Here is a 24,198-nt window from a genome sequence, read left to right as displayed (position 1 = left end):
AAAGGAATGACGCGCGCGGCATAGAATCGTCGAGTGACTGCTGCAACGGAGCCAATCGACGTCGCCCTGATCGGCGGCGGAATCATGAGTGCGACCCTCGGTGCGCTGCTGAAGCAGCTTCAGCCCGACTGGTCGATCCGCGTCTACGAAGCGCTCAACGACGTCGCTCAAGAGAGCAGCAATCCCTGGAACAACGCGGGCACGGGCCACTCCGCCCTCTGCGAGCTCAACTACACCCCCGAGAAGGCCGACGGCTCGATCGACATCTCGAGCGCCGTCAAGGTGAACGAGCAGTTCCAGGTCTCGCGACAGTTCTGGTCGTACCTCATCGACGAGGGCGCGCTGCCCGAGCCCGACCGGTTCATCAACTCGACTCCGCACATGAGCTTCGTCTGGGGCAGGGACAACGTCGAGTACCTCCGCAAGCGGCACGCAGCGCTCGACGGTCACCCGCTGTTCCGCGGCATGGAGTTCAGCGACGACCCGTCGACGATCGCCGAGTGGGCTCCCGCACTCGTCGCCGGTCGACCCAAGGGTGAGCCGATCGCGGCCACCCACATCCTTGCCGGAACCGACGTCGACTTCGGCTCTCTGACTCGCAACCTCCTCGGCTACCTCACGTCGAACGGGGTCGAGCTGAACCTCGGCCACCAGGTCACCGACCTCCGACGGGGGCGCGACCGTGCCTGGACCATCTCGATGAAGCGGGGCGCCACGGGTGAGCTCGTCGAGGTGCGCGCGAAGTTCGTCTTCGTGGGCGCGGGCGGCGGCGCGCTGCACCTGCTGCAGAAGTCGGGCATCCCCGAGATCAAGGGTTTCGGCGGCTTCCCGGTCAGCGGCGAGTTCCTTCGCACCGACAACCTCGAGGTCGTCGCCAAGCACCAGGCCAAGGTCTACGGCAAGGCGTCCGTCGGCGCCCCGCCGATGTCGGTGCCACACCTCGACACTCGGGTCGTCGACGGCTCGGCGAGCCTCATGTTCGGCCCCTACGCCGGCTTCAGCCCCAAGTTCCTCAAGAGCGGCTCGTACCTCGACCTGTTCCGGTCGATCAAGCTGCACAACCTGTATCCGATGATCCGGGTGGGTTTGTCGAACTTCGACCTCATCAAGTACCTGGTGAGCCAGCTCGCCGCCTCCAAGCGCACCAAGTTCGACGCGCTTCGCGAGTTCATGCCGGACGCCGATCCCAAAGACTGGTACAAGATCACCGCGGGCCAGCGGGTCCAGGTCATCAAGAAGGATGCCGCCAAGGGAGGCGTCCTCCAGTTCGGCACCGAGGTCGTCACGGCGAAAGACGGCTCCATCGCGGGGCTCCTCGGCGCATCGCCCGGTGCTTCGACGGCGGTGCCGATCATGCTCACCGTGCTCGACCGGTGCTTCCCGACGAAGAAGGCCGAGTGGGCCGACAAGCTTCGCGCCATGATCCCGACGGTCGGCGAGCCGCTCGCGGCCGACGAGGCCAAGGCGGCCGCCACCATGGGCGCGACAGCAGACACCCTCGGCATTCACGCCTGAGTCGTTCAGCGCCTCGGCGTCGCGCCGCTGAGGCGCTGGCTCTGATCCGTTCGACGAGGAGGCAGGCTTCCATGCCTCGTGGCTGATCGCGGGAGGCCCTCGGCGTCGGACGTCACATTCCGTTTGCGGCGCTATGATCCCTGAGGACAGCATTCGGGGCACAAATCGAGTGATCCGAGCGGTTCGTCCGTGTCTTGTCCCCTGATATCGGGGTACACGAGGGCCTTCCGATTTGCCATACTTCGGAGAGAGTCATCGTCAGATCGACGCCGGAACGAAGGAGGACGCGTGCTGCTCGGGCTACCCAGTCACCTCGCTCCCCAGAGTTCAGCTCGCGCGATCGCCCGTTCGTGTCACGCCATCGCCACCGTTCTCCTCGTCGCGGCGACGGTGCTCCTCATCGCCCAGCAGCTGGTCACGCCCAGTCTGATCCTGTGGCCCGCGCTGCTCGCGCTCGTGCCGATGCTGGTGCTGCTCGTGATCGTCGAACGGGTGCGGTCGACCGTCTCGACGATCGCCTATCTCGTGATCGGTGCCGCCGCCGTCTACGTGTATGCCGTGACGGTCCTGTCGCAGATCAGCATCGTCAACTCCTCCGATGCGTTCTCCGTTTCGCTCCCCAAGCTCGCTCTCGTGATGGTGGGCGGCAGCGGCCTCTACGCTCGCCGAGGTCCGCTCTGGGCCACCTTCGGCCTGGTCGCCGGCGAGTTGGCAACCCAGATCGCGACCTTCCAGACCGGGGCCCAGCACAAGATCGACGTCACGACTCTCCTCGGCTACATCCTCATCGTCGCGACGATGGGTGGTTCCTTGGTGGCTCGAGACCGAGCGCGCCGCGTGCAGCCCAACCTCCATCTCGCCGCTCGCGACGAGCAGATCTCGCTCGTGCGTCACGACATCGAGCAGCAGGCCTCCGCGCTCGTGCACGACACCGTCCTCAGCCACCTCGCGGCCATCTCGATGGCCGCACCGGGCCGACTCGACGCCGACCTCGCCGGGGCAATGGAACGCGACCTGGCGAGACTCATCGGCCAGGAGTGGCTCCACGAGGCCGAAGCCGACGTCACGGCGGTCCAGGGCGACTGGGAGGCCAGTGAGCTCTATCGCGCAGTCGACCGGGCGATCGAGCAGGGCCTCGACGTGGTCGTCACGGGCGACGTCGCCGCGGTGGCACGTCTCGCCCCCGCCACGAGCAAAGCCCTCGCCCTCGCCGTCGCACAGTGCCTCACGAACGTCCTCATCCACTCCGGTACCCAGCAGGCCGAACTGGTGCTGTTCGGCTCCGACACCGACGTCTCCGTCATGGTGATCGACAACGGGGTCGGCTTCACCGAGAGCGAGACTCCGGGCGACAGGCTCGGCGTCAAGAACTCGATCCGGGCCAGGATCACGCGGGTCGGTGGCACGGTCCAGATCTGGTCGTCACCCGGCAGCGGTACGTCCGTCATGATCGGCCTCCCCGCAGGCACGGACCGCACCGGCGGAGCCGTCGCCCGCGACGACGACCTGCGCGGACGCAGGGCCGACGACACCCCTCGGGCGAAACCGTTCGAGAAGGATCGGAAGACGCCGCGTGAGCGATCGCGAAGCCACCGCTCAACAGACCGATCCGCTGGGTGCGCTCAATCAGAGGCCGATCACGCTCGTCATCGGCATCTTCGCCGTCGCTCTGGCACTCGGGCGCACCATCTTCTCGCACGACCCGGGCACCGTGCTGCCGCTGGCCGTCCTCGCCATCGTCTTCGTGGCCATCGCGGCTGCCGTCGTGGTCGTCTCCTCGAGCCCGTTGCGCGCGCCGTTCACCCGGGCGAGCTTCGTCGTGATCCTGGTCTCCGGAATCCTGGGCCTCGTCGCCGAGAGCGCCTCCGCCTACGGTCACGACGTCATGATCCGCGACGACTGGGGGAGTGCGGCTCTGGGCCTCCTGCTGCTCGCCTGCGCCCCCTATCGCCCCGGGCGAGAACTGGTCGTCGGCACCGTCGCCGCTGCCGTCGCCGTGGCCGCCGTCGTCGTGGTCGAGGCGCCGTTCTTCTCCACCCGGGTGCCGACGATCGTGTTCGTCGGGGTCGGTGTGACCCCGGTCCTGGCGCTCGGAGTCGGGAGCGCCGTCTACGCGCTGACTTTCGTCACCCTCGTCCAGCAGTGGCTCTCGAGGGCCGCGGTCCTCACCCGGGAGAGCGCGCAGGAGATGCGGCCGGGGATCGCGCGATCGGTGCAGCAGGATCGCGTCACCGGGCTGAACCGCGACGTCGTCCCGTTCTTCACGGACCTGGTGGAGCGCGGCGAGGTGACCGACGACGACAGGGCCCGTGCCGGTCAGGTCGCGACGCTCATCCGCCAGCGCATCGTCGCTGAGAGCGATCGGAGCTGGCTGGAGCAGATCCTGCTCGATCTCTGTCCGAACGGCCAGGCCGGAACCGTCGTCGACCGTGCCGATCTCGCGTCTCACATGACCGGCGATCAGCGCACGGCGGTCAGGGCCGTCATCCAGGCGATGGCGTCCGACCAGTCGGCCAGGACCCCGAGTCTCGGCATCGTCCTGCACGACGATCACCCGCTCGTGAGAGCTCTCATCCGTATCGAGTCGACGTCAGCCGATGTCGCCGTCCGCCAACGTTATGCCCCCTATTTCGCCGTCCTCCGCATCCTGTTCCACGACCTCCAGGTCGACGTGAACGGATCCTTCCTGACACTAAGGTTTTCTTATGACCAGCACTGACCCGAACGGTAGCCACACCCTCCGATCGAGTTCATCTCGGCCCATGCCGGTCGCCTCGTGGAACTCCGTGTCACCCGAGACGCCTGCGACTCGACGCGTGCGCCTGGCGATCCTCGACGACCACGAGGTCCTGCTCGACAGCCTCTCGAGCTGGATCAACGTGAACGCGTACGACTTCGATCTCGTCCTCACCGCGCACACCTGGCTGCAGCTCGTGCACAGCGACAACTTCCCGACCGACCTGGTCTTCCTCGACTTCCAGCTCAAGGAGCCCGTGTCGATCGAAGCGCGCGTGCGCACCTGCCGCGCCGCGGGGGCGAAGGTCGTCGTGCTGTCCAGCCTCGACACGCGTGAGTCGCGTGAACGCGCCCTCGACGCCGGCGCCTCCGCGTTCCTCTCGAAGGCCCTGCCGATGCGCGAGGTGATGGACGCCGCCCGCCAGGTCATGGGTGTCGCCCGCGACAACGCTCCGCAGCGCGACTGGCGTCCGCTTCCGGTGGGGGCGTCCAACCAGAGTCGTCCGAAGCTCAGCGCCGGCGAGGCGGAGGCCTTCCGCCTGTATGTGTCGGGCTTCAGCACCAACGAGGTCGCGCAGCAGATGAACGTCCAGTACGAGACGGCCAAGACCTACCTGCGCCGCGTCCGCGAGAAGTACGCCAAGGCCAACCGCCCGGCGTCGAAGAAGGCCGAGCTCATTCGACGCGCGGCAGAAGACGGCTACCTGCAGTAGAGCTGGCGTCCGCGCTGGTGCTGTGCTGCGTGCGGGGCGTGAGGTGGCCCGTTCTGTCGCGTGAGCGCGCCTGTGGCGACAGCTGAGGCCATCTCGCCGCGCGTCCGAGGCGTGCGGCATTGCGTGCGGCGTTGGGCGCGGCGCGTGAGGTGGCCCGTTCTGTCGCGTGAGCGCGGCTGTGGCGACAGCTGCGGCCATCTCGCCGCGCGAGACTGCGCTCCCGCTGCCGCCGAGCGTGACACGCGGGTCGAAGTGCGATCTCGGCGGACAAGAGGACCCGGCGTCCTGCAATAAGCTCGCCGGGTGGCAAAACTCTATTTCCGCTACGGGGCGATGAACAGCGGCAAGAGCACGTCGCTGCTTCAGGCCGCCTACAACTACGAAGAGCGCCATCAGCGCGTCCTCCTCGCCAAGCCCGACACCGACACCAAGGGCGACGACCAGATCGTCTCGCGGCTGGGCGTGACGCGGTCGACCGATCTCCTCGTGAGGCCCGGCGACGACGTGCTGGCCGTTTTCGCGGCCGCACGGTCGCGTGTGCTCGAGAGCACGGGCCAAGATGTCGCCTGCCTCCTCATCGACGAGGTGCAGTTCCTCGAGCCGTCGCAGGTCGACGACCTCCTGCGGATTGCCGTGCTCGAGAACATTCCTGTTCTGGCATATGGAATCCGCACCGATTTCCGCACCGCTGCGTTCCCGGGCGCCGCTCGGCTGTTCGAAGTGGCCCACTCGCTCGAAGAGCTCAAGACGATCTGCCGCTGCGGGCGCAAGGCCATGTTCAACGCGCGCCTCATCGACGGACGCTACGTCTTCGACGGCGATCAGGTGGCCATCGACGGTGAGCTCGTATCGTACGAGGCGCTCTGCGCCGTCTGCTACCTCGAGGAGTCCGGCGGCGCGCTCCGGTAGGTCCCGCCGTTCTCACGCCGCTTCCTCGAACACCTGTCTGCCCGCCGTCCTGGCTTCCTCGTGCGCGGCTTGCCGCTCACTTTCCAGCCGGCCGTCAGTGCCCGACGACGAACGATGCGCGGTGCCGGCTCGACTAGTGAACCTGGACCTCGACGTGACCCTGCGCGTCGACGACCGTCACCTGCGCGACGGTCGACGTCCCGCCGGTGATCGTCACCGTGCAGGGAAACGTGACGCTCACCTGGATCGGCTCGGTCGCGGGGCAGACCACGCCGGTCGGCGCCGCCTTGAGCGTTGCCGCGTAGGCCGCTCCGATGGCGGTCTGTGCCTGGGCCTGCGAGTACACGGAGGTGCCGTCACCCTGCAGGACGGCAACAACGGGCGCGGTCGTCGGCGACCCGGACGAGCCGTGCGAGCTCGATCCCGCCGCTGAGCTCCCGTTGTCGGTGGTCGGCGCGCGTCCGATCGGCTGGATTCCTCCGGTCGCCAGGGCGAGGCCCGTCTCCGTGCCTTGGGCGAGGAGCGCGACGGAGCAGAGGATGATCCCGGCGATCGCGCGCCGGACTCCGACCGGGATGAAGCCCTGCTCCTCCCAGCGCCGGGCCCTGCGGTATCCCACGATGCTGCAGACGAGGCCGGCGACGGTCCATAAGGACCAGACCACGTAGATCCGGTCGGTGGCGATCGTCGCCCCCACGACGAGGACGACGATCAGAGCGCTCAGGATCCCGAGGGCCAGACCATTCCGGGCCGGCCGGTTGATCGCCTTGTCGACGGTCATCCGCAGCGTCTGCTGACCGAACCGAGCCGCCGGGGGACCTGGCCGTACCCGGAGGGGAGAGGCCCGGCACGCCGGGGACGATCGCGTATCCGGGAGTGAAGGTCGGGGCCGGGACGTTGGCCGCCCACGCCGGAGGGACGGTGAAGCCGACGGGGCTGACCGGTGCTCCGGGGGTCTTAGCTGCTGCCAGCGGGTTGACCGGGCGGTAGACGGCTTGTGCCGGCGGCGTCGGTAGAGCGGCTTGCCTGGCTGTCGCCGACGGCGCTGGCTGCAGCGGCGGCATGCGTTGCTGCGCGTCGGGCAGAGCCTGCTGGGCGTGGGCGTGGGCGTGGGGCTGGGCGTGGGCCTGGACCTGAGTCGGTGCCTGAGTCGGGGCCGGGGCCGCCGCTTGGGGCGCGAGGCTCGCGGAGGGCTGCGGCGTGGCGGCGCGGCCCTGCGCGAACGGGCCGGCTGCTGTCGTGGGAGCCGAGATCGATGCGGAGGCGTCTGCACCGGAAGCCGCGCCGGCAGCCGCACTGCCGGCGGCGGCGCGCGTCGGGACGGCAGCAGCCTGCTCACGAAGACTGCGGCGCGTGGGGAGTGCTTGCGTCGCTAGCGCGGCGATTTGGCCCGCAGCGCTCTCAGAGCCTCGGGCGGCCCTCGGAGGTGAGGCTGAGGGATCTCCCGCGCGGGCGGATCCTGCGGCCTCTGGGGGCCGTTCCGGCAGAATTACGGAGGTCCAGTGGGCGCCATCCCACCAGCGGTAGGCGGCGGCGGCGCTGGGGTCGGTGTACCACCCGGCTGCGGGCGCGCCCGTCGTCTCGTCGGCCATGCGTGTCCCCCTGATCTGCACTCACCCTACGAACTCGTGCGCGTCTGCCGACATCCCCAGTCCAGGTCACGCTGTCCTTTCCCAGAGAGGTGTGTGGAGCGGCTCCGACCGAGTTGGCCAGACTCGAAGCCTCCAGGGCGTGTTGCTAGATGAACTCGGTTTGGTCCGGGGCGACCGGGCAGACTGGGAGCATGGTTGTTCAGCCGGTTCTCCGGGGGACGGGGGCACGCCGTTCCTGGCGGTCCGTCCTGGTTATCGCAGCGGCGGGTATCGCCGTCGCTTTCCCGGTGTCCGTGTGGGTGGCGCTCGTCGTGATCGCGCTGGTCATCGCGGCCGGGTTCGTCGCGTCCCGCAATCATGATGTTGCTTTCGTCGACGCGGCGGTCGCCGTCGCGCTTTTGTGGTTACTGATCCGCCTACCGGTTGTCGGGATCTGGCCCGTGTCTCCGGGTCTCGCAATCCTGGGGGCGTTCCTGTTTGCGATCACCCAACATCGAGTCCGAGGCTGGCACGCGTGGTTCCGCATCGGTCACATCGATGCGGTGAGTTGGCTGGTCATCGTGGGTGTCGTCGTCATCACGGTTGCGTCGTTGGTCACGTGGGAGTCACTGACTGGTGGGACCCTACCTGCTGCTTACGAAGACTCGATTGGCTCCGTCCCGGCCCCGTTGGCTGTTGCCCTCGTCGTCGTGTTCCTCGTTCTCAACGGGGCAGTCGAAGACACATTGTGGAGCGGGCTCCTCCTGAGTGCGAGCAAACTCACCCTCCCGGCGGCCGTCGCGGTCGTGCTAACTTCGGCCTCATTTGCAGCCGCTCACTTGCATGGAGTTCCGAGTGGTCCAATCGGGGTCGGGATGGTGCTGTTGTGGGGGCTCGCCTTGAGCTACCTGCGGATCCGGACCCACGGGATGCTTGCCACCTACCTGGCACACGTCGCAGCCGACGTCACTATCGCCGTCGTGCTCGGCGCGTTCTCATCAAGGTGATGGTTGACTGCTTGTCCTGGACCGTGTGCGCCCAAAGCAGAGCAGCCGCGACGCGAAGGCCTGCGTGGTAGTTCCGAGCGGTCTTGTCGGAACGCATCGCGATGCCCCGCCATCGCTTGAGCCGGTTGAAGCACCGCTCGACGACGTTGCGCCCCTTGTACTCGGCGGCGTCGAACTTGATCGGTCGGCCGCGTCGTTTGCGTCGGTGAGCGATCTGGTCGTCCCTCTCGGGAATCGTGACCTTGATGTCGCGCGCCCTGAGCCCGGCCCGGTTGAACCTGGACAGGTAGCCCTTGTCCGCGAGTAGCCGGTCTGGTTTCGTCCAGGGTCGTCCCGCCGTGGGGACACGGATTTGCCTGACCGCAAGGGGAAGCATGATCGTGTCGGCGACCTGCCCGCCGGTGAGAACGAATCCCGGCGGGCGGCCCCTCCCGTCGCAGACGAGATGCGTTTTCGTCGTCAGCCCGCCGCGGGACCGGGCGATGGCGTGATCGGCTGGCTCGGGTCTGGAATTGTTGTAGTTTTCACGGATCCCTTTTGGAGCCTGGGCAGCGTGGCCGCGTGTTGATGCACGCGGGAATCGTCGAATCGACGCCCCCAGTCCACGCCATAAGGTGACCGAAAAAATCGCCAGGCCCGGAAGGTCTAACCATTCGCGCCGCCCGAAGGGCGGGCCATAAGGGGAACGAAAAATTGGCCAGACCTGAAAGGTCTAGCCATTCGCGCCGCCCAACGGGCGGGCCATAAGGGGAACGAAAAAATGGCTGAACCCATAGGGCTCAACCATTCGCGCCGCCCGAAGGGCGGGTCATAAGGGGAACGAAAAATTGGCCAGACCTGAAAGGTCTAGCCAATTCTTTCGTCGGGGTAGCGGGATTCGAACCCACGACCTCCTCGTCCCGAACGAGGCGCGCTACCAAGCTGCGCCACACCCCGATGGTGTGTTGGCTGCTCCGTCCGCTGGCGGCTGGAGCAACCCCACTATCCTAGCCGATCTTTTCGGCGGTGAGTGTCACGAGCACGGCCTCGGGGCGGCAGGCGAACCGGAATGGCGCGTAGATGGAGGTGCCGAGTCCGGCGGAGACTTCGAGCCAGGCGGATTTGAACGCGTGGTTCCAGAGGCTCAGCCCGGCGACCTGTTTGCGGGGGATGTCGCAGTTGGTCACGAGCGCGCCGTAGCCTGGCACGCAGACTTGGCCGCCGTGGGTGTGGCCCGCGAAGATCAGATCTGCTCCGTTGGTGGTGAACGAGTTGAGGACTCGCTGGTAGGGGGCGTGGGTCAGCGCGATGCTGACGGCTTCCGGCCCGTCTTCGTCCTGCCAGCCGACGTTCTCGCGGAGGTCGTCGAGGGCCCCGGGGATGCGTTCCAGGCGGGCCCAGCCGCGGTGGGCGTCGTTCACGCCGAAGAACTCGAGCCGGGAGCCTTTGAGTTCGAGGGCTCGGGCCGTGTTGTTGAGGCCGAGCCAGCTCAGCCCTTCGAAGTAGGCGGTGAGACGCTCGTTGTCGAGTTCTTGCGGCACCGAGTGAGCCTGCGACGGCCCGGTGAAGTAGGTGAAGGGGCTCTTGAACTTCGGCGCGACGTAGTCGTTCGAGCCGTGCACGAAGACACCCGGCACGTCGCGGAACGGTTCGAGTGCGTACTCGATCGCGTCGTAGGCGTCGATGTGGCCGAGGTTGTCGCCCGTGTTCACGATCAGGTCGGGTTCGAGCACGGCGAGGCCGCGGATCCACTCCTGCTTCTCGGTCTGCCACGGCGCCATGTGGATGTCGGAGAGATGCAGGATCGTGAGGGGACGGGATCCTGCGGGCAGGATCGCGAGGTTCTCGCGTCTCACCGTGAACCGGTTGCGCTCGACGAACGTGCCGTAGGCGAAGGCACCCGCCGCGGCGGCCCCGGCCACGGTGGCCAGGGCCGCCGCGACGTCGGAGCCGCGGGGCGTGGTGGTGCGGGTCACGAGCAGTTCCCGGGATCCTTGCCGTCTTTGCCGCCGCCGACGGTCAGCGTGATCGCGGCATCCTTCGCCGCGGAGCTGTTGCCGTCGGGGCTCTGCGTGAAGACCTTGCACTCGTTGTCGGCTTTGCTCTGCGTGTATTTGACCGAGATCTTGGACGTGTCGAAGCCGGCGCCTTGCAGGTCGCCGCTGGCGTCTTTCAGGGATTTTCCGGTGACCGTCGGAACCTTGGTCGCGCCCGAGCCGTCGCTCGTGTAGACGGTGACGGTGGATCCCTTCGGCACGAGGCTGCCGCCGGCCGGTGACGTCGCGGTGACTTGACCGGCTGGGGCCGCCGATGGCTGAGTGCCGCCGTTGCTGTAGGTCAGGCCGACGCCGCTGAGCAGGCTCTGGGCCGAATCGACGGTGGAGCCGACCGTCGTCGGAACGTTGACGCCGGAACCCGTCTGCAGATTGCCGGAGGGTGCCGGGAAGTCGGTGCCCTTGTAGACGGTGTTGTTGACGGCCTGCACCTGTTTGAAGAGCTGGGTTCGGCTCTGGGACATCAGGCCGCCGGTCACGGGACTCGTCACCTGCCGCAGGCTGTGCCGCGCACCCGAGGTGTCTCCCATCCAGGTGACCGTGGTCAGGGCCGTGGTCGAGCCGTTCAGCCAGATCTGGTCGGCGTCGTCGGTGGTGCCGGTCTTGCCGAACTCGGGCTGCGAGTCGGGCAGGCCGCCGGCGGCCGTGCCGTACTGGAAGACGCCCTGGAGGGCCTGGATGGCCGTCGCGGCGACGTCGGGGTCGATGACCTGCTTGCAGCTCTTGGGCTGACCGGTGACGGTCTTTCCGTCGGGGAGTGTCGCCTTGTCGACGACGATCGTCGAGCAGTAGACGCCCTTGTTGGCGACGGCGGCGTAGGCGGCGGCCATCGTCAGAGGGGCGACGTTCGTGGTCCCGAGCACGGACGAAGGGCCGACGTCAGGTGCATTGCCCGATGCCGAGTGGACGCCGAGACTCTCGGCCACCCCGCGGATGTCCTGGAGGTCGAGCTGCTGGGCCATGCTCACGAACGCGACGTTCACCGATTCGGCGGTGGCCACCTTCACGTTCATGTAGCCGCTGATGTACCCCTCGTCGTTCTTGGGGTTGTAGCCCTGCGGGAAGGAGCCGTCGATGGTGCTGATCGTCTGCCCGCCCGACGTCATGGTCGGGAACGGTCTCTTCGTGGCGTTGACCAGCTCGTTGAGGCCGTGCCCCTTGTCGAGCCAGTCGAGCAGCGTGAACAGCTTGTACGTCGATCCGGCCTGGAACCCGGAGCTGCTGCCGTACTTCTTGTCGACCGAGTAGTTGAGGTAGGTGTTCGGACCCGTCGGAGACGATGACGCGTTGGTGGTGAGGTTCTTGTTCTGCGTCATCACCACGACGCGACCCGTGCCGGGCTCGACCGAGTCGACCACACCTCCGAGCGGAAACGCAGAGAACGACGCGGGGGCGTATTGGTCGATCTTGCCTTTGGCGCTCGCCGTGAGATCGAGATTCAGCGTCGTGTAGAGCTTGTACCCGCCGGTGTTCCACGCCTTGGTGCGGGCGCTGGCGGTGTCGCCGAGGAACCCGTAGCTCTTGATCATGTCGGGCGATGTGACGTAGTCGCAGAACTGCTGGGCTCCCGGCCACGTGACGGCGGCGCAGCCCTGCGTGGCAGGCGTCAGATGCACGTACTTCGACGGGGACTGCGCCACGGCCGAATCGAGGTCCGCCTTCTTGATGTACCCCTGCGCGTTCATGCTCTTCAGGATCACGTTGCGGCGTGCGACGTTCGCGTCGTAGTTCTTCGGCGTGGACAGGTCGCGGCTCTCGGGATACTGCACGATCGCGATGAGGCTGGCGGCCTCGACGGGCGTCAGGTCGGCGGCGCTCTTGTTGTAGTAGTGCTGCGCGGCCGCCTGCACGCCGTAGGCCTGGTCGCCGAAGTAGGCGATGTTCAGGTAGGCGAGCAGGATCTCGTCCTTGGTGTATTTCTTCTCGAGACCGATCGCGAGTTTCATCTCCTGCAGCTTGCGGGAGATGGTGACCTCTTTGGCGTCCTTGATGAAGGCGGCCTGCTTCTTGGGGTCTTTGATGTCTTGAGCCTGCGCGAGCTTGATGTTGCGCACCAACTGCATCGTCAGTGTCGAGCCACCACCGGAGTCGCCGAGGCCGCCGCCGGCGACCGAACCGACACCCGCACGAACGAGTGAGGTGAGGTCGACGCCGCCGTGCTGGTAGAAGCGCTTGTCTTCACCGGCGACGACCGCGTGCTTGAGGTTCTCGGAGACCTCGTTCCACTTCAGGTTGACGCGGTTCTGCGAGTAGATGGTCGCGAACGGCACCTGTTTGCCGCCGTGCGTGGCGTAGAGCGTGTTGCGCTGCTGGAGCTGGCCGATGGCGATGTACTCGGGCAGACCTTCGAAGATGCCGATCGACGACGACGCGGTGACACTGCTCACCGCGAGTGCAGGCGTCACACCGATTGTGACGAGCAGACCGGCGAGGGCGCTGAAGCCGACGAAGCCGAAGACGGCTCCGAGCACAGACGTAGGCCTCTTTTTTGGGCAGACATAGGATCAGGGTAAGTGATCGACCACCGCAACTGACTGAACGGACGCCGAATATGGTCCTCTGGGAGTACTTCACAGCCCCCTCATCGTGCACAACACGACCGCGATCCTGAACAATTTCGGGTCGGAGGGGTGGGAACTCGTCCAGGTGCTCCAGGGCCCGGAGGGCGGCCTCGTCGCCTACCTCAAACGTCCCGTGCAGGCCGCCTGATGGGTGCCATCGACGCCCGTCTCACCGAACTCGGCCTCACCATCCCCGACGTAGCGACCCCCGCGGGCGCCTACGTTCCCGCCGTCGTCTCCGGAGGCTACGTCTACACGTCGGGGCAGCTGCCCTTCATCGGCGGCAGCCTTCCCGCCACGGGCAAGGTCGGCCGAGACGTCACCCCAGAAGAGGCGCAGGATCTCGCGAAGCAGTCCGCGCTCAACGCTCTGGCCGCGGCCCGCTCGGTGCTCGGCGGCGACCTGGACCGCGTCGTGAAGGTGGTCAAGGTGACCGGCTTCGTGGCCTCGGATCCGGCTTTCACCGGTCAGCCCGGTGTCATCAACGGCGCCTCGAACGTCCTGGGCGAGATCTTCGGCGAAAAGGGTGTCCACGCGCGCAGCGCGGTCGGTGTCGCGGTGCTTCCGCTCGACTCGCCGGTCGAGGTGGAGATCATCCTCGAGGTGGAGTAGCCCGCTCGCACGAAAGCGCCGGTCGACGAGTCGACCGGCGCTTTCGTGTGCTGCGGGTCAGCCCACCTGCGCGTGGATGATGCTCATCACCTGCGTGTCGGCCAGCGTCGTCGTGTCGCCGATCTCGCGGCCCTCGGCGACGTCGCGCAGAAGGCGCCGCATGATCTTGCCGGAGCGCGTCTTCGGCAGTTCCGCCACGATGAACACGGTCTTCGGCTTGGCGATCGCCCCGATCTCGTGCGCGACGTGGTTACGGAGCGCCGCCGTGGCATCCTGCGGGCTCATCGTCTCGGCCTGGGAGGCGCGCAGGATCACGAAGGCGACGACGGACTGCCCCGTCGTCTCGTCCGCGGCACCGACGACCGCAGCCTCTGCCACGATCGGGTGCGAGACGAGCGCGGATTCGATCTCGGCGGTGGAGAGACGGTGCCCGGACACGTTCATGACGTCGTCGACCCGGCCCAGGAGCCAGATGTCACCGTCCTCGTCTTTGCGGGCGCCGTCGCCGGCGAAGTAGTACCCCTTGGTCTGGAACTTCTCCCAGTAGGTCTCCTTGTAGCGGTCGGGGTCGCCCCAGATGCCGCGGAGCATCGACGGCCACGGCTCGGTGACGACGAGCAGCCCGCCTTCGCCGTTGCCGACCGGTTCACCCTGATCGTCGACGACGTCGATCGAGACTCCCGGCAGGGGCACCTGCGCCGACCCGGGTTTGAGCGTCGTGACGCCGGGCAGAGCGGAGATCATGATCGAACCCGTCTCGGTCTGCCACCAGGTGTCGACGATGGGAGTGCTGCCACCGCCGATGACGTCGCGGTACCAGACCCAGGCTTCGGGGTTGATGGGCTCGCCGACACTTCCGAGTAGGCGGAGCGATGACAGGTCGCGCGCGGCGGGGATCTGCCGCCCGGCCTTCATGAAGCCTCGGATCGCCGTCGGTGCGGCGTAGAACAGGCTCACCTTGTACTTCTCGATGACGTCCCACCAGCGTCCGGGCTCGGGGAGTCGGGCGTGCCCTCGTAGATGACCTGGGTCGCCCCGTTGGCGAGCGGCCCGTAGACGACGTAGGTGTGGCCGGTGATCCAGCCGATGTCGGCGGTCGACCAGTAGACGTCGGACTCCGGCTTGAGGTCGAAGACGTTCTTGTGCGTGTACGCGGCACCCGTGAGGTAGCCGCCGGAGGTGTGCAGGATGCCCTTGGGCTTCCCGGTCGTGCCCGATGTGTAGAGGATGAAGAGGGGTGCTCGGATTCGAACGCCTCCGCTTCGTGATCCTCGGCCGCCTCGGCCATGAGGTCGTGCCACCAGAGGTCGCGGCCGTCGACCCACGCCACGTCGTTCTCGCCGCGTTTGACGACGACGACGCTCTCGACGGTGGTGGTGTCGTGGCGACCGCCTGCCAGCGCCTCGTCGACGGCCGGCTTGAGCGGCGACACGGCGCCCTTCCGCCAGCCGCCGTCGGCCGTGATGACGACCTTGGCACCGGCGTCTTCCACGCGGGCGTGGATGCTCTCGGCGCTGAAGCCGCCGAAGACGACCGAGTGGATCGCACCGATGCGGGCGACCGCGAGCATCGAGACGATCGCCTCCGGGATGAGCGGGAGGTAGATGACGACACGATCGCCCGCTCGGACGCCGAGACCCAGCAGCATGTTGGCCGCTTTCTTGACCTCGGCGGTCAGCTCGGCGTAGGTGAGGGTACGGCTGTCGCCCGGCTCACCCTCCCAGTGGATCGCGACGCGCTCGCCATTGCCCTGCTCGACGTGGCGGTCGAGGCAGTTGTAGGCGACGTTCAGGCGACCATCGGCGAACCACTTGGCGAAGGGCGGGTTCGACCAGTCGAGGACATCGGTGAACGGCCTCTGCCAGGTCAGCAGGTCTTTGGCCTGCGCGGCCCAGAAACCCAACCGGTCGGCTTTCGCGGCGTCGTAGAGATCCGTGGTGGCCGTGGCGTTCGCTGCGAACTCGTCACTGGGGGAGAACCGACGCGTCTCCGTGAGGAGGTTGTCGATGTTGTCGGGCATGGTCGTCCTTTCGCGTCGTTGCGAGATGGCGCAGTGCTGGATGACCGCGCGGCGGTGGCGTGCGTTCGGAACATTACTCCGGGCGGCGGACGCAGCCGGATGCGTGACGTAAACAGACTTGGGGAGAGCGGGTTGCAGTTCCTTGCGCGAAGGCTTCTTTGGGGTACACTCGTTCGAGTCGGATTCGTTCCGACAAGCAACGCCCCCGATTCCCCCAATCGAGCGTTGCTGTGGCGGCACCCGTTCCCCCAACTGGTGCCGCCCCTCTCGTTTAACGGCCTTCGCGGGCTCGCCGAGCCCCACACCTGTCCGTTATTTCACTGGACGCCGGGTCAATCATCCTGTCCTCCACAGGGCCGACATCCCCGCCGTTTCGGCGAAGGGGTGTGCAGAACTGTCTACCTCGAGCCGTTCGTGCCTACCGTCGAGCATGATCTCAGCCACGCACTCCGGCCAGCCGTCGATGCCCCAGCGATTCACCTCCGATCCACGACCGCCCTTCGTCCCGTCGGCGCTCGCCGCCGACTCCTCGCGACGGGGTACGCGGGCGTCGATCGGGGTACGCTCCGGGCCGACGCGATCGGTCCCTCCGCAGTTCGGTCCCCTCGCGCGTCTGCTCGAAGAGCCAGGCGTCACCGATGTCTTCGTCAACGCCACCGGCGAAGTCTGGGCCGATCGAGGTGAGGGCCCGAGTCTGGTCCGCGCGCTCCACCTCGACACGCCGAGCGCACGCACACTGGCGACTTCTCTCGTGGCACTCGGCGGCAGGCACGTCGACGAGGCGACGCCGTGCGCCGATGTCAGACTCTCCGACGGCATCCGCGTCCACGTGGTGCTGCCTCCGATCTCGCGGGGCGGCCCGCTGATCTCGATCCGTGCCCCGAGCGTCGTCCGCCTCTCACTGGACGACCTCGAAGCAGCGGGCCTTTTCCGGGACGTGTCGCGAGAGCGGGTCCTGCGCCATGTCCGGGCGCGCACGAACCTGCTCATCACCGGTGCAGGCGGGAGCGGCAAGACCACGCTGCTGGCCGCTCTGCTCGGAGCCGCCTCACACGCCGAGCGGATCGTCACGATCGAAGACGTCTCCGAACTCCGTGTCGACCACCCGCACGTCGTCGGTCTCGAGACGCGGCAGGCCAACCTCGAAGGCGCCGGCCTGGTCGATCTGGCCCGGCTGGTTCGCGAGGCTCTCCGCATGCGTCCCGACCGTCTCGTGGTGGGCGAGTGTCGTGGTGAAGAGATCCGCGAGCTCCTCGGCGCGCTCAACACCGGTCACGACGGCGGTGCGGGCACCCTGCACGCGAACGGGCTCGAGACGGTGCCTGCGAGGCTCGAAGCGCTCGGCGCGCTCGCTGGGCTGTCTCCGGAGGCGCTCGCGCGGCAGGCGGTCAGCGCGTTCGGCGCCGTGGTGCATCTGGCTCAGACCCCCGAAGGGCGCAGGATCACGGGTCTGGCCGGCCTCGCCGTCGGAAGCGACGGTCGGCTGCAGGTCGATGCCGGCGCCGGTCGCCGAGAAGACGCCGGCGCGACTCCACCGACGAGCTCCTCGTGAAGGTGCCGTTTCGAGGTCGGCGACGCGTCGCCGCGCCTGGTTCGAGCGCGGGAACGCTCGAGAGACTGGCCGTTCTCCTGGAAGCCGGCGTCGCTCCCGCCGCCGCCTGGGCTCATCTGGCAGCAGCGAGTCGTGACGCGGCGGAGGAGCAGCTCCTGAGGGGCGTCGCAGAGGCGCTCGCTCGGGGCGAGCCGGGGGCTCCCGCCCTGGCGGGCGCGCTCGCCGCCCCGGAGACGGACGAGACGGTGGCCCGCGCCGAATGGCAGCAGGCCGCCGCCGCCTGGGAGGTCTCGGAGATCAGCGGCGCACCGCTGGCGGCCTGTCTCCGCTCGAGCGCCGAGGCGGCCAGAGCCCTCGCTCAGGCGCGCCGCGAGGCCGACGTCGCCCTGAGCGGTCCGGTCGCGACCTCGAAGGTCGTGCTCGCGCTTCCCGTCGCGGGCCTGCTGATCGGCGTCCTCCTCGGTTTCGACACGCTGCTCGTCCTCGTCACGACCCCGCTGGGCTGGGCCCTGGTGGCCTCCGCAGCGGGGCTCGTCGCGGCTGCGCGCTCATGGAACGCGCGGCTCGTGGCCCGGGCCGCGCCGCCGCCCGGGGTCCCCGGCCTCGACCTCGAGCTGCTCGCCGTCGCCCTGTCGGCGGGCGGCTCCTGGGGTAACGCCCGTCGCCTCGTCGCCGAGGCGCTCGGGACGCACTGTCCGGAAAGCGCTCTCGACACTCCGGCCTCCGAGATCGACTCGCTCGTCGAGCTGTCGCAGCGAGCCGGAGTCCCCGGTGCAGCGCTCCTGCGGTCGGCGGCGGCCGAGCGCCGACGCGACGCCCGCGCCGCCGCCGCGATGGCCGCCGAGCGACTCGGGGTGGTGCTGATGCTCCCGCTCGGGGTCTGCGTCCTCCCCGCCTTCCTCCTCGTCGGCGTCGTGCCGCTATTCGTCGCACTCCTCTCCTCCACAGGCTGGTCGTCGTGACCCGTTGTCCACCGATCGGTCCAGGCCGGCGTGGGCCGCTGCCGTCCCGCGAAGACTGGTACTCCCTCAGCAGAAAGGCTCTCGATGTTTCCCCCTCTCCTCTTCTCTCGCTTCCACCGCGTTCCTCGCCTCCGTCGCAGGTTCAGCGACTCCTCGGTCCGGTCTCGCCGGCGGCTTGGCGACACGCCCCTCGGCGGGCGGCTGCTGTCCGACGAGGGGGCAGCCACTGCCGAGTACGCGATCGTGATCATGGCGGGTGTCTCCTTCGCCGGGGTGCTCGTCACGATCCTGCGCTCCGGCCAGATCCAGTCGGTGCTCACCGATCTGGTCAACCGTGCGCTCACGGTCGGATGACCGTGAGCGCCTCCGGCGTCCGTGGGCGGCCGACGCAGGCACTGTCACGGCCGAGTTCGCTGTCGTCCTTCCTGCGGTTCTCCTCGTCGTCGCGGCCGCGCTCGGGGTCCTCGGCCTGGCGACCGACGCGATCCGGCTGGCCGACGCCGCCGGGGTGGCGGCCCGGGCGGCCGGTCGCGGCGACGACGCGCTGATGGGCGCGGCGGTGGCAGCCCTCTCCCCGGGAGCAAGCGTCGAGGTCACACGCGGCGCCCTCGTCTGCGTTCGATTGACGCTCTCCGCGAACCTCGGGCCGCTGTCGCGTGCCGTCCCCCTGTCGGCTCAGAGCTGCGCACCCGAGGCGGGAGGGTGACCGCGCCGCTCCGCGCGCGGAAGGCGTGCTCCCGTCGGGCTCGAGACGACTCGGGCACCATCACGGTGCTGGCGGCGGCCATCGTCGGCGCGGTCACAGCGACCACACTCGCCATCGCCACGGCCGCCGGTGTCCTCGTCGAGCGGCATCGCCTGGGGGCAGGGGCCGACGCCGCGGCGCTCGCCGCCGCCGACGTCGCTTCCGGAGTCGTCCCGGGCTCGCCGTGCGAAGTCGCGACCACCGTCGCGGCGGCCAATCGAGCCCGGATCGTGACCTGCGAGACAGAGGGGAGCAGTGCGACCGTGGCCGTCTCCTCCCGGGTCGGTCCGTTCGTCATCACAGTGGCTGCGACGGCCGGGCAACCTCGGTCGCCGCCGAGCCCGCGCACTGCTTCTTCCAAGAAATGAGGAGCGAGACACCGGCCTTGTGTGTGTATGGTGTGCCTGTCGGGTGCACCGACATCGTGCGATCTCACCGATCGTCGGGGCAACGAGGCCGTCGGGCACCGGTCCTCATCGTGGGCCGACCGTCGGTCGAGAACACGTCATCAAGCCGCCTGCGCAGTTCGCAGGCAGTCCTTATCACCATCCAAGGAGTCCCGTGCCAGGCACGAAGAAACTGGTCATCGTCGAGTCGCCTGCCAAGGCGAAAACGATCGGTCAGTATCTGGGCAGCGGATACGAGGTGCTGGCGTCCGTCGGCCACATCCGCGACCTCGTCGAGCCCAAGAACCTCCCGCCCGAGCTCAAGAAGGGCTCGCTCGGCAAGTTCTCCGTCGACGTCGAGAACGGCTTCGAGCCCTACTACGTCGTCTCCGACGCCAAGAAGAAGACCGTCGCCGACCTCAAGCGCGCCCTGAAGAACGCCGACGAGCTCTACCTCGCAACAGATGAGGACCGCGAGGGCGAGGCCATCGCGTGGCACCTGCTGCAAGAGTTGAAGCCGAAGGTCCCCGTCAAGCGGATGGTCTTCCACGAGATCACCAAGGACGCCATCCAGAAGGCCCAGGAGAACACCCGCGAGCTCGACACCGCGCTCGTCGACGCCCAAGAGACGCGTCGCATCCTCGACCGCCTGTACGGCTACGAGGTGTCGCCCGTCCTCTGGCGCAAGGTCGGCCCCGGCCTCTCCGCCGGTCGCGTGCAGTCCGCGGCGACGCGCCTCGTCGTCGACCGGGAGCGCGAGCGCCTGGCCTTCGTCTCGGCCAGCTACTGGGATCTCAGCGCGATCTTCTCCCCGACGACCGACCGTCTGCCCTTCCCGTCGCGCCTCGTGCGGGTCAACGGGTCGCGGATCGCCACCGGGCGCGACTTCGACGACCGCGGAAAACTCAAGGGCGACGCCGTCTCCCTCGACGCCACCAACGCCCAAGCGCTCGCGACCGCGCTGTACGAGCCCAGCGTGGGCGTCGTCGTGCAGTCCGTCGAGTCGAAGCCGTACACGAGGCGCCCGGCGGCGCCGTTCACCACCTCGACGCTGCAGCAGGAGGCCGCTCGCAAGCTGCGCTTCTCTGCCAGGCAGACCATGAGCGTGGCGCAGTCTCTCTACGAGAACGGCTACATCACCTACATGCGAACCGACTCGCCGTCGCTCTCGCAGCAGGCGATCGACGCGGCGCGCTCGCAGGCGTCGAAGCTCTACGGTGCCGAGACCATTCCCGAGAAGGCACGCCTGTACTCGGGCAAGAGCAAGAACGCCCAAGAGGCGCACGAGGCCATCCGCCCGTCGGGTGACACCTTCAAGACGCCCTCGCAGCTCGAAGGCACTCTCCGCGGCAACGACTGGAAGCTCTACGACCTCATCTGGAAGCGAACAGTCGCCTCGCAGATGGCCGACGCCAAGGGCTCGACCGCCTCCGTGGTCGTCGCCGCCACGACCGCCCAGGCCGTCGAGGGGATCGACGCAGGATCCCGCGGCTCCGGGCAGGCGGGTACCCTCGCGGAGTTCGTCGCCACCGGTACCGTGATCACCTTCCGCGGTTTCCTCGCGGCCTACGAAGAGGGCCAGGACGAAGAGCGCCACGCCGACGCGGCTCCGGCCGACGCGAAGCTGCCTCCGCTCACCGAAGGTCAGACGCTGTCGATCGACGACGTGGAGGCCAAGGGGCACGACACCAGCGCTCCGCCGCGCTACACCGAGGCGAGCCTCGTGAAGACCCTCGAAGAGCTCGGCATCGGTCGTCCGTCGACCTACGCCGCGATCATGTCCACCATCGTCGATCGCGGCTACGTCACGCCGCGCGGCACGGCTCTCGTCCCCAACTGGATCGCGTTCTCCGTCGTGCGCCTGCTCGAGGACTACTTCGGCGACCTCGTCGAATACGACTTCACCGCCAGCATGGAAGACGACCTCGACCTCATCGCCGGCGGCGAAGCCGACCGCGTCGACTGGCTCAACGGCTTCTACTTCGGCAACGACACCCACCGAGGGCTGCGCAAGGTCATCGACAACCTCGGCGAGATCGACGCGCGCGACATCAACTCGATCTCGCTCGGCGAAGGGCTGACGCTCCGCATCGGCCGCTACGGGCCCTATCTCGAGGCTCCGGGCGACGACCCCGAGACCCCCAGGCGCGTCAACGTTCCCGAAGACATGGCCCCCGACGAGCTCACGCCGCAGCGCGCGCGCGAACTGATCGACGCCCCCGTCATCGGCGACCGCGTGCTGGGCCTGAACCCCGACTCGGGCAAGGAGGTCATCGCCAAGGACGGTCGCTTCGGCCCTTACGTGACCGAGCGACCCGTCGAGGTCGTCTCCGACATCGCCGTCGACAGCGAGACGGGCGAGATCCTGGAAGCGGCACCGGCCGGAGCCGAGACGGGGACGACCCTCACGAAGGCCCCGCCGAAGAAGAAGGCCCCGGCCAAGAAGGCGGCGCTCCCGAAAGAGCGCACCGCCTCCCTGTTCAAGTCGATGGACGTCGACTCGATCGACCTCGCGACCGCGCTACGCCTTCTCGATCTCCCTCGCACCGTCGGGCTCGACCCCGAGTCGGGCGACGAGATCCAGGCACAGAACGGTCGCTACGGCCCCTACCTCAAGAAGGGCGCCGACACCCGATCCCTGACGAGCGAAGACCAGATCTTCGACATCGATCTCGCCGGAGCCCTCGAGCTCTACGCGCAGCCCAAGTACGGCGCCCGGCGCGCCTCGAGTGCCCTCAAGGACTTCGACGCTCCCGATCCGGTCAGCGGCAAGGCGATCAAGATCAAGGACGGCCGTTTCGGCGCCTACGTCACCGACGGCGAGACCAACGCGACCATCCCGCGCGGTGAGACCGTCGAGGAGGTCGACTTCGATCGCGCCGTGCAGTTGATCGCCGACAAGCGAGCCAAGGGCCCGGCCAAGAAACCCGCGGCCAAGAAGGCCCCGGCGAAGAAGCCGGCCGCCAAGAAGCCCGCCGCCAAGAAGCCTGCGGCAGCCAAGGCGACCACCACGGCCAAGAAGGCGGTCGCTCGCAAGGCACCCGCCAAGAAGACCGGCAACCCCTCGACGTCGGCCGGCACGACGGCGACCGAGTCCGAGTAGTGGCCGGCCTCTTCATCACGCTCGAAGGGGAGACGGCGCCGGAAAATCGACGCAGGCGGCGCTTCTCGAGTCCTGGCTGGTCGAGGGCTCCCACCCGGTCGTGCGCACGCGCGAACCGGGTGGCACCGATCTCGGAGTCGAGATCCGCGGAATGGTCCTCCACCGCCGCGGCCACATCGCTCCCCGCGCCGAGGCCCTGCTCTACGCCGCCGATCGCGCGCACCATGTGGCGACCGTCGTGCGTCCGGCGCTCGAGCGGGGCGACGTCGTCCTGCAAGACCGCTATCTCGACTCCTCGGTGGCGTACCAGGGAGCAGGGCGCGTGCTCGGAGCAGACGAGGTCCGTACCCTCTCGCTCTGGGCGACGGAAGGTCTCCTGCCCGACCTCACGATCCTGCTGGATCTCGACGAGGCGTCGAGCCGCGCGCGCCTCGACACCTCGCGCACCGAGTACGACCGGCTCGAGGCCGAAGCGTCCGACTTCCACGCCCGCGTGCGTCAGGGCTTCCTGACCCTGGCCGGGGCCGAGCCGGAGCGCTTTCTCGTGATCGACGCCACCCTGCCTCCCGACGAGATCGCCGCCGCGATCCGCTCCCGCGTCGCGACTATGCTGGGCTGACCATGGGCGTCTGGGATCACCTCACCGGGCAGGCCGAAGCCATTCGATCGCTTCGAGCGGCTGCCAGTACGGCGCCCGGCAACGTGGCCATGTCGCACTCGTGGCTGATCACCGGGCCCCCGGGGTCCGGTCGGTCCAACCTGGCCTACGCGTTCGCTGCGGCACTGCTGTCCCGCGGACCCGACGACGAAGACCTCACGGTCCGCCAGGTGCAGGCGCGCACGCACCCCGACCTCGCCGTCCTGAGCACCGAGATGGTGATCATCAAGATGGACGAGGTCCGAGAGCTCGTGAAGGCGTCGCAGTTCTCGCCCTCGGTCGGCCGGTACCGCGTCGTCGTCATCGAAGACGCCGACCGCATGACGGAGCGCACGTCGAACGTCCTGCTCAAAGCCCTCGAAGAGCCTCCGCCTCGCACCGTGTGGATCCTCTGCGCGCCCAGCGAGGCCGATCTGATCCCGACCATCCGCTCACGGGTCCGGAGCGTCCGGCTCCGTGTCCCATCGGTCGCCGACGTGGCCGAGCTCCTGCGCGAGCGAGACGGCGTCGACCCGGCGACCGCCGAGGTCGCAGCCCGCGAGGCGCAGAGCCACATCGGTATGGCGCACCGTCTGGCCACCGATCCCGACGCCCGCGCCCGCCGCCGGCAGACACTCGAGACGGCGCTGGCGATCCGATCCGTCTCCGATGCCGTCGTCGCTGCCGCCACGCTGCTCGCGGTGGCCGGCGAAGACGCCAAGGCCATCACGCTCGAGCGTGACGCCGAAGAACGCGAGAGCGCCCTCCGCTCTCTCGGCGTCGCCCCCGGCGGAACCGTCCCGCCCGCCCTTCGCGCTCAGCTCCGGGCACTCGAAGACGACCAGAAGCGCCGCGCGACTCGAAGCCTCCGCGACGGAATCGACCGGATCCTCGTCGATCTCCTCTCGCTCTACCGCGACATCCTGCTCCTCCAGCTCGGAGTCAGCGAAGAGCCGATCAACCAGAGCATCCGGCACGACCTCGACACCGCTGCGGCAGCGGCGACACCGGCGACGACCCTCCGGGTCATGGACGCCATCACGACGGCCAGGACCCGCATCGACGGCAACGTGGCACCGGCTCTCGCCCTCGAAGCGATGCTCATCGCAGTCAGCCGACACCCCGTTCGATAAGCC

General features: G+C 68.2%; 20 protein-coding genes, 1 tRNA gene and 5 pseudogenes. 16 read left to right on the top strand and 10 right to left on the bottom strand.

Annotated features, from left to right (window positions below):
• The first annotated feature begins 84 nt into the window (after positions 1 to 84).
• Positions 85 to 1,515, top strand: coding sequence for a malate:quinone oxidoreductase (locus tag QUE79_RS18630; protein WP_434011069.1), 1,431 nt, complete (start codon positions 85 to 87; stop codon positions 1,513 to 1,515).
• A 327-nt stretch (positions 1,516 to 1,842) separates the two neighbouring features.
• On the opposite strand, the gene QUE79_RS18625 is transcribed toward QUE79_RS18630, so the two are convergent.
• Complete coding sequence (locus QUE79_RS18625; protein ID WP_286344366.1) at positions 1,843 to 2,760, bottom strand: hypothetical protein; 918 nt, start codon at positions 2,758 to 2,760, stop codon at positions 1,843 to 1,845.
• Here QUE79_RS18625 and QUE79_RS25850 point away from each other — a divergent pair.
• The 4 genes and pseudogenes from QUE79_RS25850 to QUE79_RS18610 form a co-directional block, all read left to right on the top strand.
• Positions 2,656 to 2,919 (top strand): annotated as a pseudogene (locus tag QUE79_RS25850) (ATP-binding protein); the annotation flags it as partial. The gene QUE79_RS18625 and the pseudogene QUE79_RS25850 sit on opposite strands and share 105 nt — an antisense overlap.
• A 169-nt stretch (positions 2,920 to 3,088) precedes the next feature.
• Positions 3,089 to 4,234, top strand: a complete 1,146-nt coding sequence (locus tag QUE79_RS18620; protein WP_286344365.1) for a hypothetical protein — start codon at positions 3,089 to 3,091, stop codon at positions 4,232 to 4,234.
• Positions 4,221 to 4,964, top strand: coding sequence for a response regulator transcription factor (locus tag QUE79_RS18615; protein WP_286344364.1), 744 nt, complete (start codon positions 4,221 to 4,223; stop codon positions 4,962 to 4,964). Before QUE79_RS18620 ends, QUE79_RS18615 begins: the two co-directional genes overlap by 14 nt.
• 303 nt (positions 4,965 to 5,267) lie before the next feature.
• Positions 5,268 to 5,873 carry a thymidine kinase gene (locus QUE79_RS18610; RefSeq protein WP_286344363.1) on the top strand — a complete coding sequence of 202 codons (606 nt, stop codon included), beginning with the start codon at positions 5,268 to 5,270 and terminating at the stop codon, positions 5,871 to 5,873.
• Between the two features lie 133 nt (positions 5,874 to 6,006).
• Here QUE79_RS18610 and QUE79_RS18605 read toward each other — a convergent pair whose 3' ends face one another.
• On the bottom strand, positions 6,007 to 6,654 hold the full coding sequence (locus QUE79_RS18605; RefSeq protein WP_286344362.1) for a DUF4333 domain-containing protein: 648 nt from the start codon (positions 6,652 to 6,654) through the stop codon (positions 6,007 to 6,009).
• A 694-nt stretch (positions 6,655 to 7,348) separates the two neighbouring features.
• Positions 7,349 to 7,465 (bottom strand): annotated as a pseudogene (locus QUE79_RS25845) (DUF2510 domain-containing protein); the annotation flags it as partial.
• A 191-nt stretch (positions 7,466 to 7,656) separates the two neighbouring features.
• On the opposite strand from QUE79_RS25845, the gene QUE79_RS18600 reads away from it, so the two are divergent.
• Entirely contained in the window at positions 7,657 to 8,451 is a 795-nt protein-coding gene (locus tag QUE79_RS18600; protein WP_286344361.1) for a CPBP family intramembrane glutamic endopeptidase, read from the top strand.
• Here the strand turns inward: QUE79_RS18600 and QUE79_RS25840 are convergent.
• The 4 genes from QUE79_RS25840 to QUE79_RS18585 form a co-directional block, all read right to left on the bottom strand.
• Positions 8,414 to 8,983 carry an IS5 family transposase gene (locus QUE79_RS25840; RefSeq protein WP_350271725.1) on the bottom strand — a complete coding sequence of 190 codons (570 nt, stop codon included), beginning with the start codon at positions 8,981 to 8,983 and terminating at the stop codon, positions 8,414 to 8,416. The two genes, QUE79_RS18600 and QUE79_RS25840, sit on opposite strands and share 38 nt — an antisense overlap.
• Positions 8,984 to 9,313: 330 nt before the next feature.
• A tRNA-Pro gene (locus tag QUE79_RS18595) sits at positions 9,314 to 9,387 on the bottom strand.
• A gap of 50 nt (positions 9,388 to 9,437) precedes the next feature.
• Positions 9,438 to 10,406: a metallophosphoesterase gene (locus QUE79_RS18590; RefSeq protein ID WP_286344360.1), complete on the bottom strand. Its 969-nt coding sequence runs from the start codon at positions 10,404 to 10,406 to the stop codon at positions 9,438 to 9,440.
• A complete protein-coding gene (locus tag QUE79_RS18585; protein WP_286344359.1) occupies positions 10,403 to 12,955 on the bottom strand; it encodes a transglycosylase domain-containing protein in 2,553 nt (850 codons plus the stop codon). The genes QUE79_RS18590 and QUE79_RS18585 overlap by 4 nt, the downstream gene beginning before the upstream one ends.
• 115 nt (positions 12,956 to 13,070) lie before the next feature.
• Between QUE79_RS18585 and QUE79_RS18580 the strand changes: the two genes are divergently transcribed.
• Positions 13,071 to 13,193, top strand: coding sequence for a DUF4177 domain-containing protein (locus QUE79_RS18580; RefSeq protein WP_286344358.1), 123 nt, complete (start codon positions 13,071 to 13,073; stop codon positions 13,191 to 13,193).
• Complete coding sequence (locus QUE79_RS18575; RefSeq protein ID WP_286344357.1) at positions 13,193 to 13,657, top strand: RidA family protein; 465 nt, start codon at positions 13,193 to 13,195, stop codon at positions 13,655 to 13,657. The genes QUE79_RS18580 and QUE79_RS18575 overlap by 1 nt, the downstream gene beginning before the upstream one ends.
• A gap of 57 nt (positions 13,658 to 13,714) precedes the next feature.
• Here the strand turns inward: QUE79_RS18575 and QUE79_RS26250 are convergent, their stop codons facing one another.
• From QUE79_RS26250 to QUE79_RS26240, 3 genes and pseudogenes are all read right to left on the bottom strand, one after another.
• Positions 13,715 to 14,101: an AMP-binding enzyme gene (locus QUE79_RS26250; RefSeq protein ID WP_434011068.1), complete on the bottom strand. Its 387-nt coding sequence runs from the start codon at positions 14,099 to 14,101 to the stop codon at positions 13,715 to 13,717.
• A 189-nt stretch (positions 14,102 to 14,290) separates the two neighbouring features.
• Positions 14,291 to 14,958, bottom strand: a pseudogene (locus tag QUE79_RS26245) (AMP-binding protein); the annotation flags it as partial.
• Between the two features lie 95 nt (positions 14,959 to 15,053).
• A pseudogene (locus QUE79_RS26240) lies at positions 15,054 to 15,677 on the bottom strand (AMP-binding protein); the annotation flags it as partial.
• A gap of 430 nt (positions 15,678 to 16,107) precedes the next feature.
• Here QUE79_RS26240 and QUE79_RS18565 point away from each other — a divergent pair.
• The 8 genes and pseudogenes from QUE79_RS18565 to QUE79_RS18530 all read left to right on the top strand — a co-directional run bounded on the left by QUE79_RS18565 (position 16,108) and on the right by QUE79_RS18530 (position 24,195).
• Entirely contained in the window at positions 16,108 to 17,229 is a 1,122-nt protein-coding gene (locus QUE79_RS18565; RefSeq protein WP_286344356.1) for a TadA family conjugal transfer-associated ATPase, read from the top strand.
• Positions 17,226 to 18,191, top strand: a complete 966-nt coding sequence (locus QUE79_RS18560; RefSeq protein WP_286344355.1) for a type II secretion system F family protein — start codon at positions 17,226 to 17,228, stop codon at positions 18,189 to 18,191. Before QUE79_RS18565 ends, QUE79_RS18560 begins: the two co-directional genes overlap by 4 nt.
• An 84-nt stretch (positions 18,192 to 18,275) precedes the next feature.
• Entirely contained in the window at positions 18,276 to 18,545 is a 270-nt protein-coding gene (locus QUE79_RS26235) for a DUF4244 domain-containing protein (RefSeq protein ID WP_434011018.1), read from the top strand.
• Positions 18,526 to 18,897, top strand: coding sequence for a TadE family type IV pilus minor pilin (locus tag QUE79_RS18550; protein WP_286344354.1), 372 nt, complete (start codon positions 18,526 to 18,528; stop codon positions 18,895 to 18,897). Before QUE79_RS26235 ends, QUE79_RS18550 begins: the two co-directional genes overlap by 20 nt.
• The gene (locus QUE79_RS18545; RefSeq protein ID WP_286344353.1) at positions 18,894 to 19,304 is read left to right on the top strand and encodes an Rv3654c family TadE-like protein; all 411 of its coding nucleotides are present in this window, start codon (positions 18,894 to 18,896) and stop codon (positions 19,302 to 19,304) included. The genes QUE79_RS18550 and QUE79_RS18545 overlap by 4 nt, the downstream gene beginning before the upstream one ends.
• A gap of 193 nt (positions 19,305 to 19,497) precedes the next feature.
• On the top strand, positions 19,498 to 22,425 hold the full coding sequence (topA, locus tag QUE79_RS18540; RefSeq protein ID WP_286344352.1) for a type I DNA topoisomerase: 2,928 nt from the start codon (positions 19,498 to 19,500) through the stop codon (positions 22,423 to 22,425).
• Positions 22,425 to 23,044: pseudogene (gene tmk, locus QUE79_RS18535) on the top strand (dTMP kinase). The gene topA and the pseudogene tmk overlap by 1 nt, the downstream one beginning before the upstream one ends.
• 2 nt (positions 23,045 to 23,046) lie before the next feature.
• Positions 23,047 to 24,195 carry a DNA polymerase III subunit delta' gene (locus QUE79_RS18530; protein WP_286344351.1) on the top strand — a complete coding sequence of 383 codons (1,149 nt, stop codon included), beginning with the start codon at positions 23,047 to 23,049 and terminating at the stop codon, positions 24,193 to 24,195.
• The last annotated feature ends 3 nt before the right edge of the window (positions 24,196 to 24,198 follow it).

Origin of the sequence: Frondihabitans sucicola, assembly GCF_030296615.1 — a bacterium.
GTDB classification, from domain to species: Bacteria; Actinomycetota; Actinomycetes; order Actinomycetales; family Microbacteriaceae; genus Frondihabitans; species Frondihabitans sucicola.
The sequence above is the reverse complement of the archived record's forward strand: the minus strand, read 5'-3'. Positions and strand labels throughout refer to the sequence as shown.

What these genes read in the sequence shown, in the direction of transcription:
- QUE79_RS18630 (WP_434011069.1), top strand. Translation starts at nt 85, where the DNA reads ATGAGTGCGACCCTCGGTGCGCTGCTGAAGCAGCTTCAGCCCGACTGG.
- QUE79_RS18615 (WP_286344364.1), top strand. Translation starts at nt 4,221, where the DNA reads ATGACCAGCACTGACCCGAACGGTAGCCACACCCTCCGATCGAGTTCA.
- QUE79_RS18605 (WP_286344362.1), bottom strand. Translation starts at nt 6,654, where the DNA reads ATGACCGTCGACAAGGCGATCAACCGGCCGGCCCGGAATGGTCTGGCC.
- QUE79_RS18600 (WP_286344361.1), top strand. Translation starts at nt 7,657, where the DNA reads ATGGTTGTTCAGCCGGTTCTCCGGGGGACGGGGGCACGCCGTTCCTGG.
- QUE79_RS18575 (WP_286344357.1), top strand. Translation starts at nt 13,193, where the DNA reads ATGGGTGCCATCGACGCCCGTCTCACCGAACTCGGCCTCACCATCCCC.
- QUE79_RS26250 (WP_434011068.1), bottom strand. Translation starts at nt 14,101, where the DNA reads ATGAACGTGTCCGGGCACCGTCTCTCCACCGCCGAGATCGAATCCGCG.
- QUE79_RS18565 (WP_286344356.1), top strand. Translation starts at nt 16,108, where the DNA reads ATGATCTCAGCCACGCACTCCGGCCAGCCGTCGATGCCCCAGCGATTC.
- QUE79_RS26235 (WP_434011018.1), top strand. Translation starts at nt 18,276, where the DNA reads ATGTTTCCCCCTCTCCTCTTCTCTCGCTTCCACCGCGTTCCTCGCCTC.
- QUE79_RS18530 (WP_286344351.1), top strand. Translation starts at nt 23,047, where the DNA reads ATGGGCGTCTGGGATCACCTCACCGGGCAGGCCGAAGCCATTCGATCG.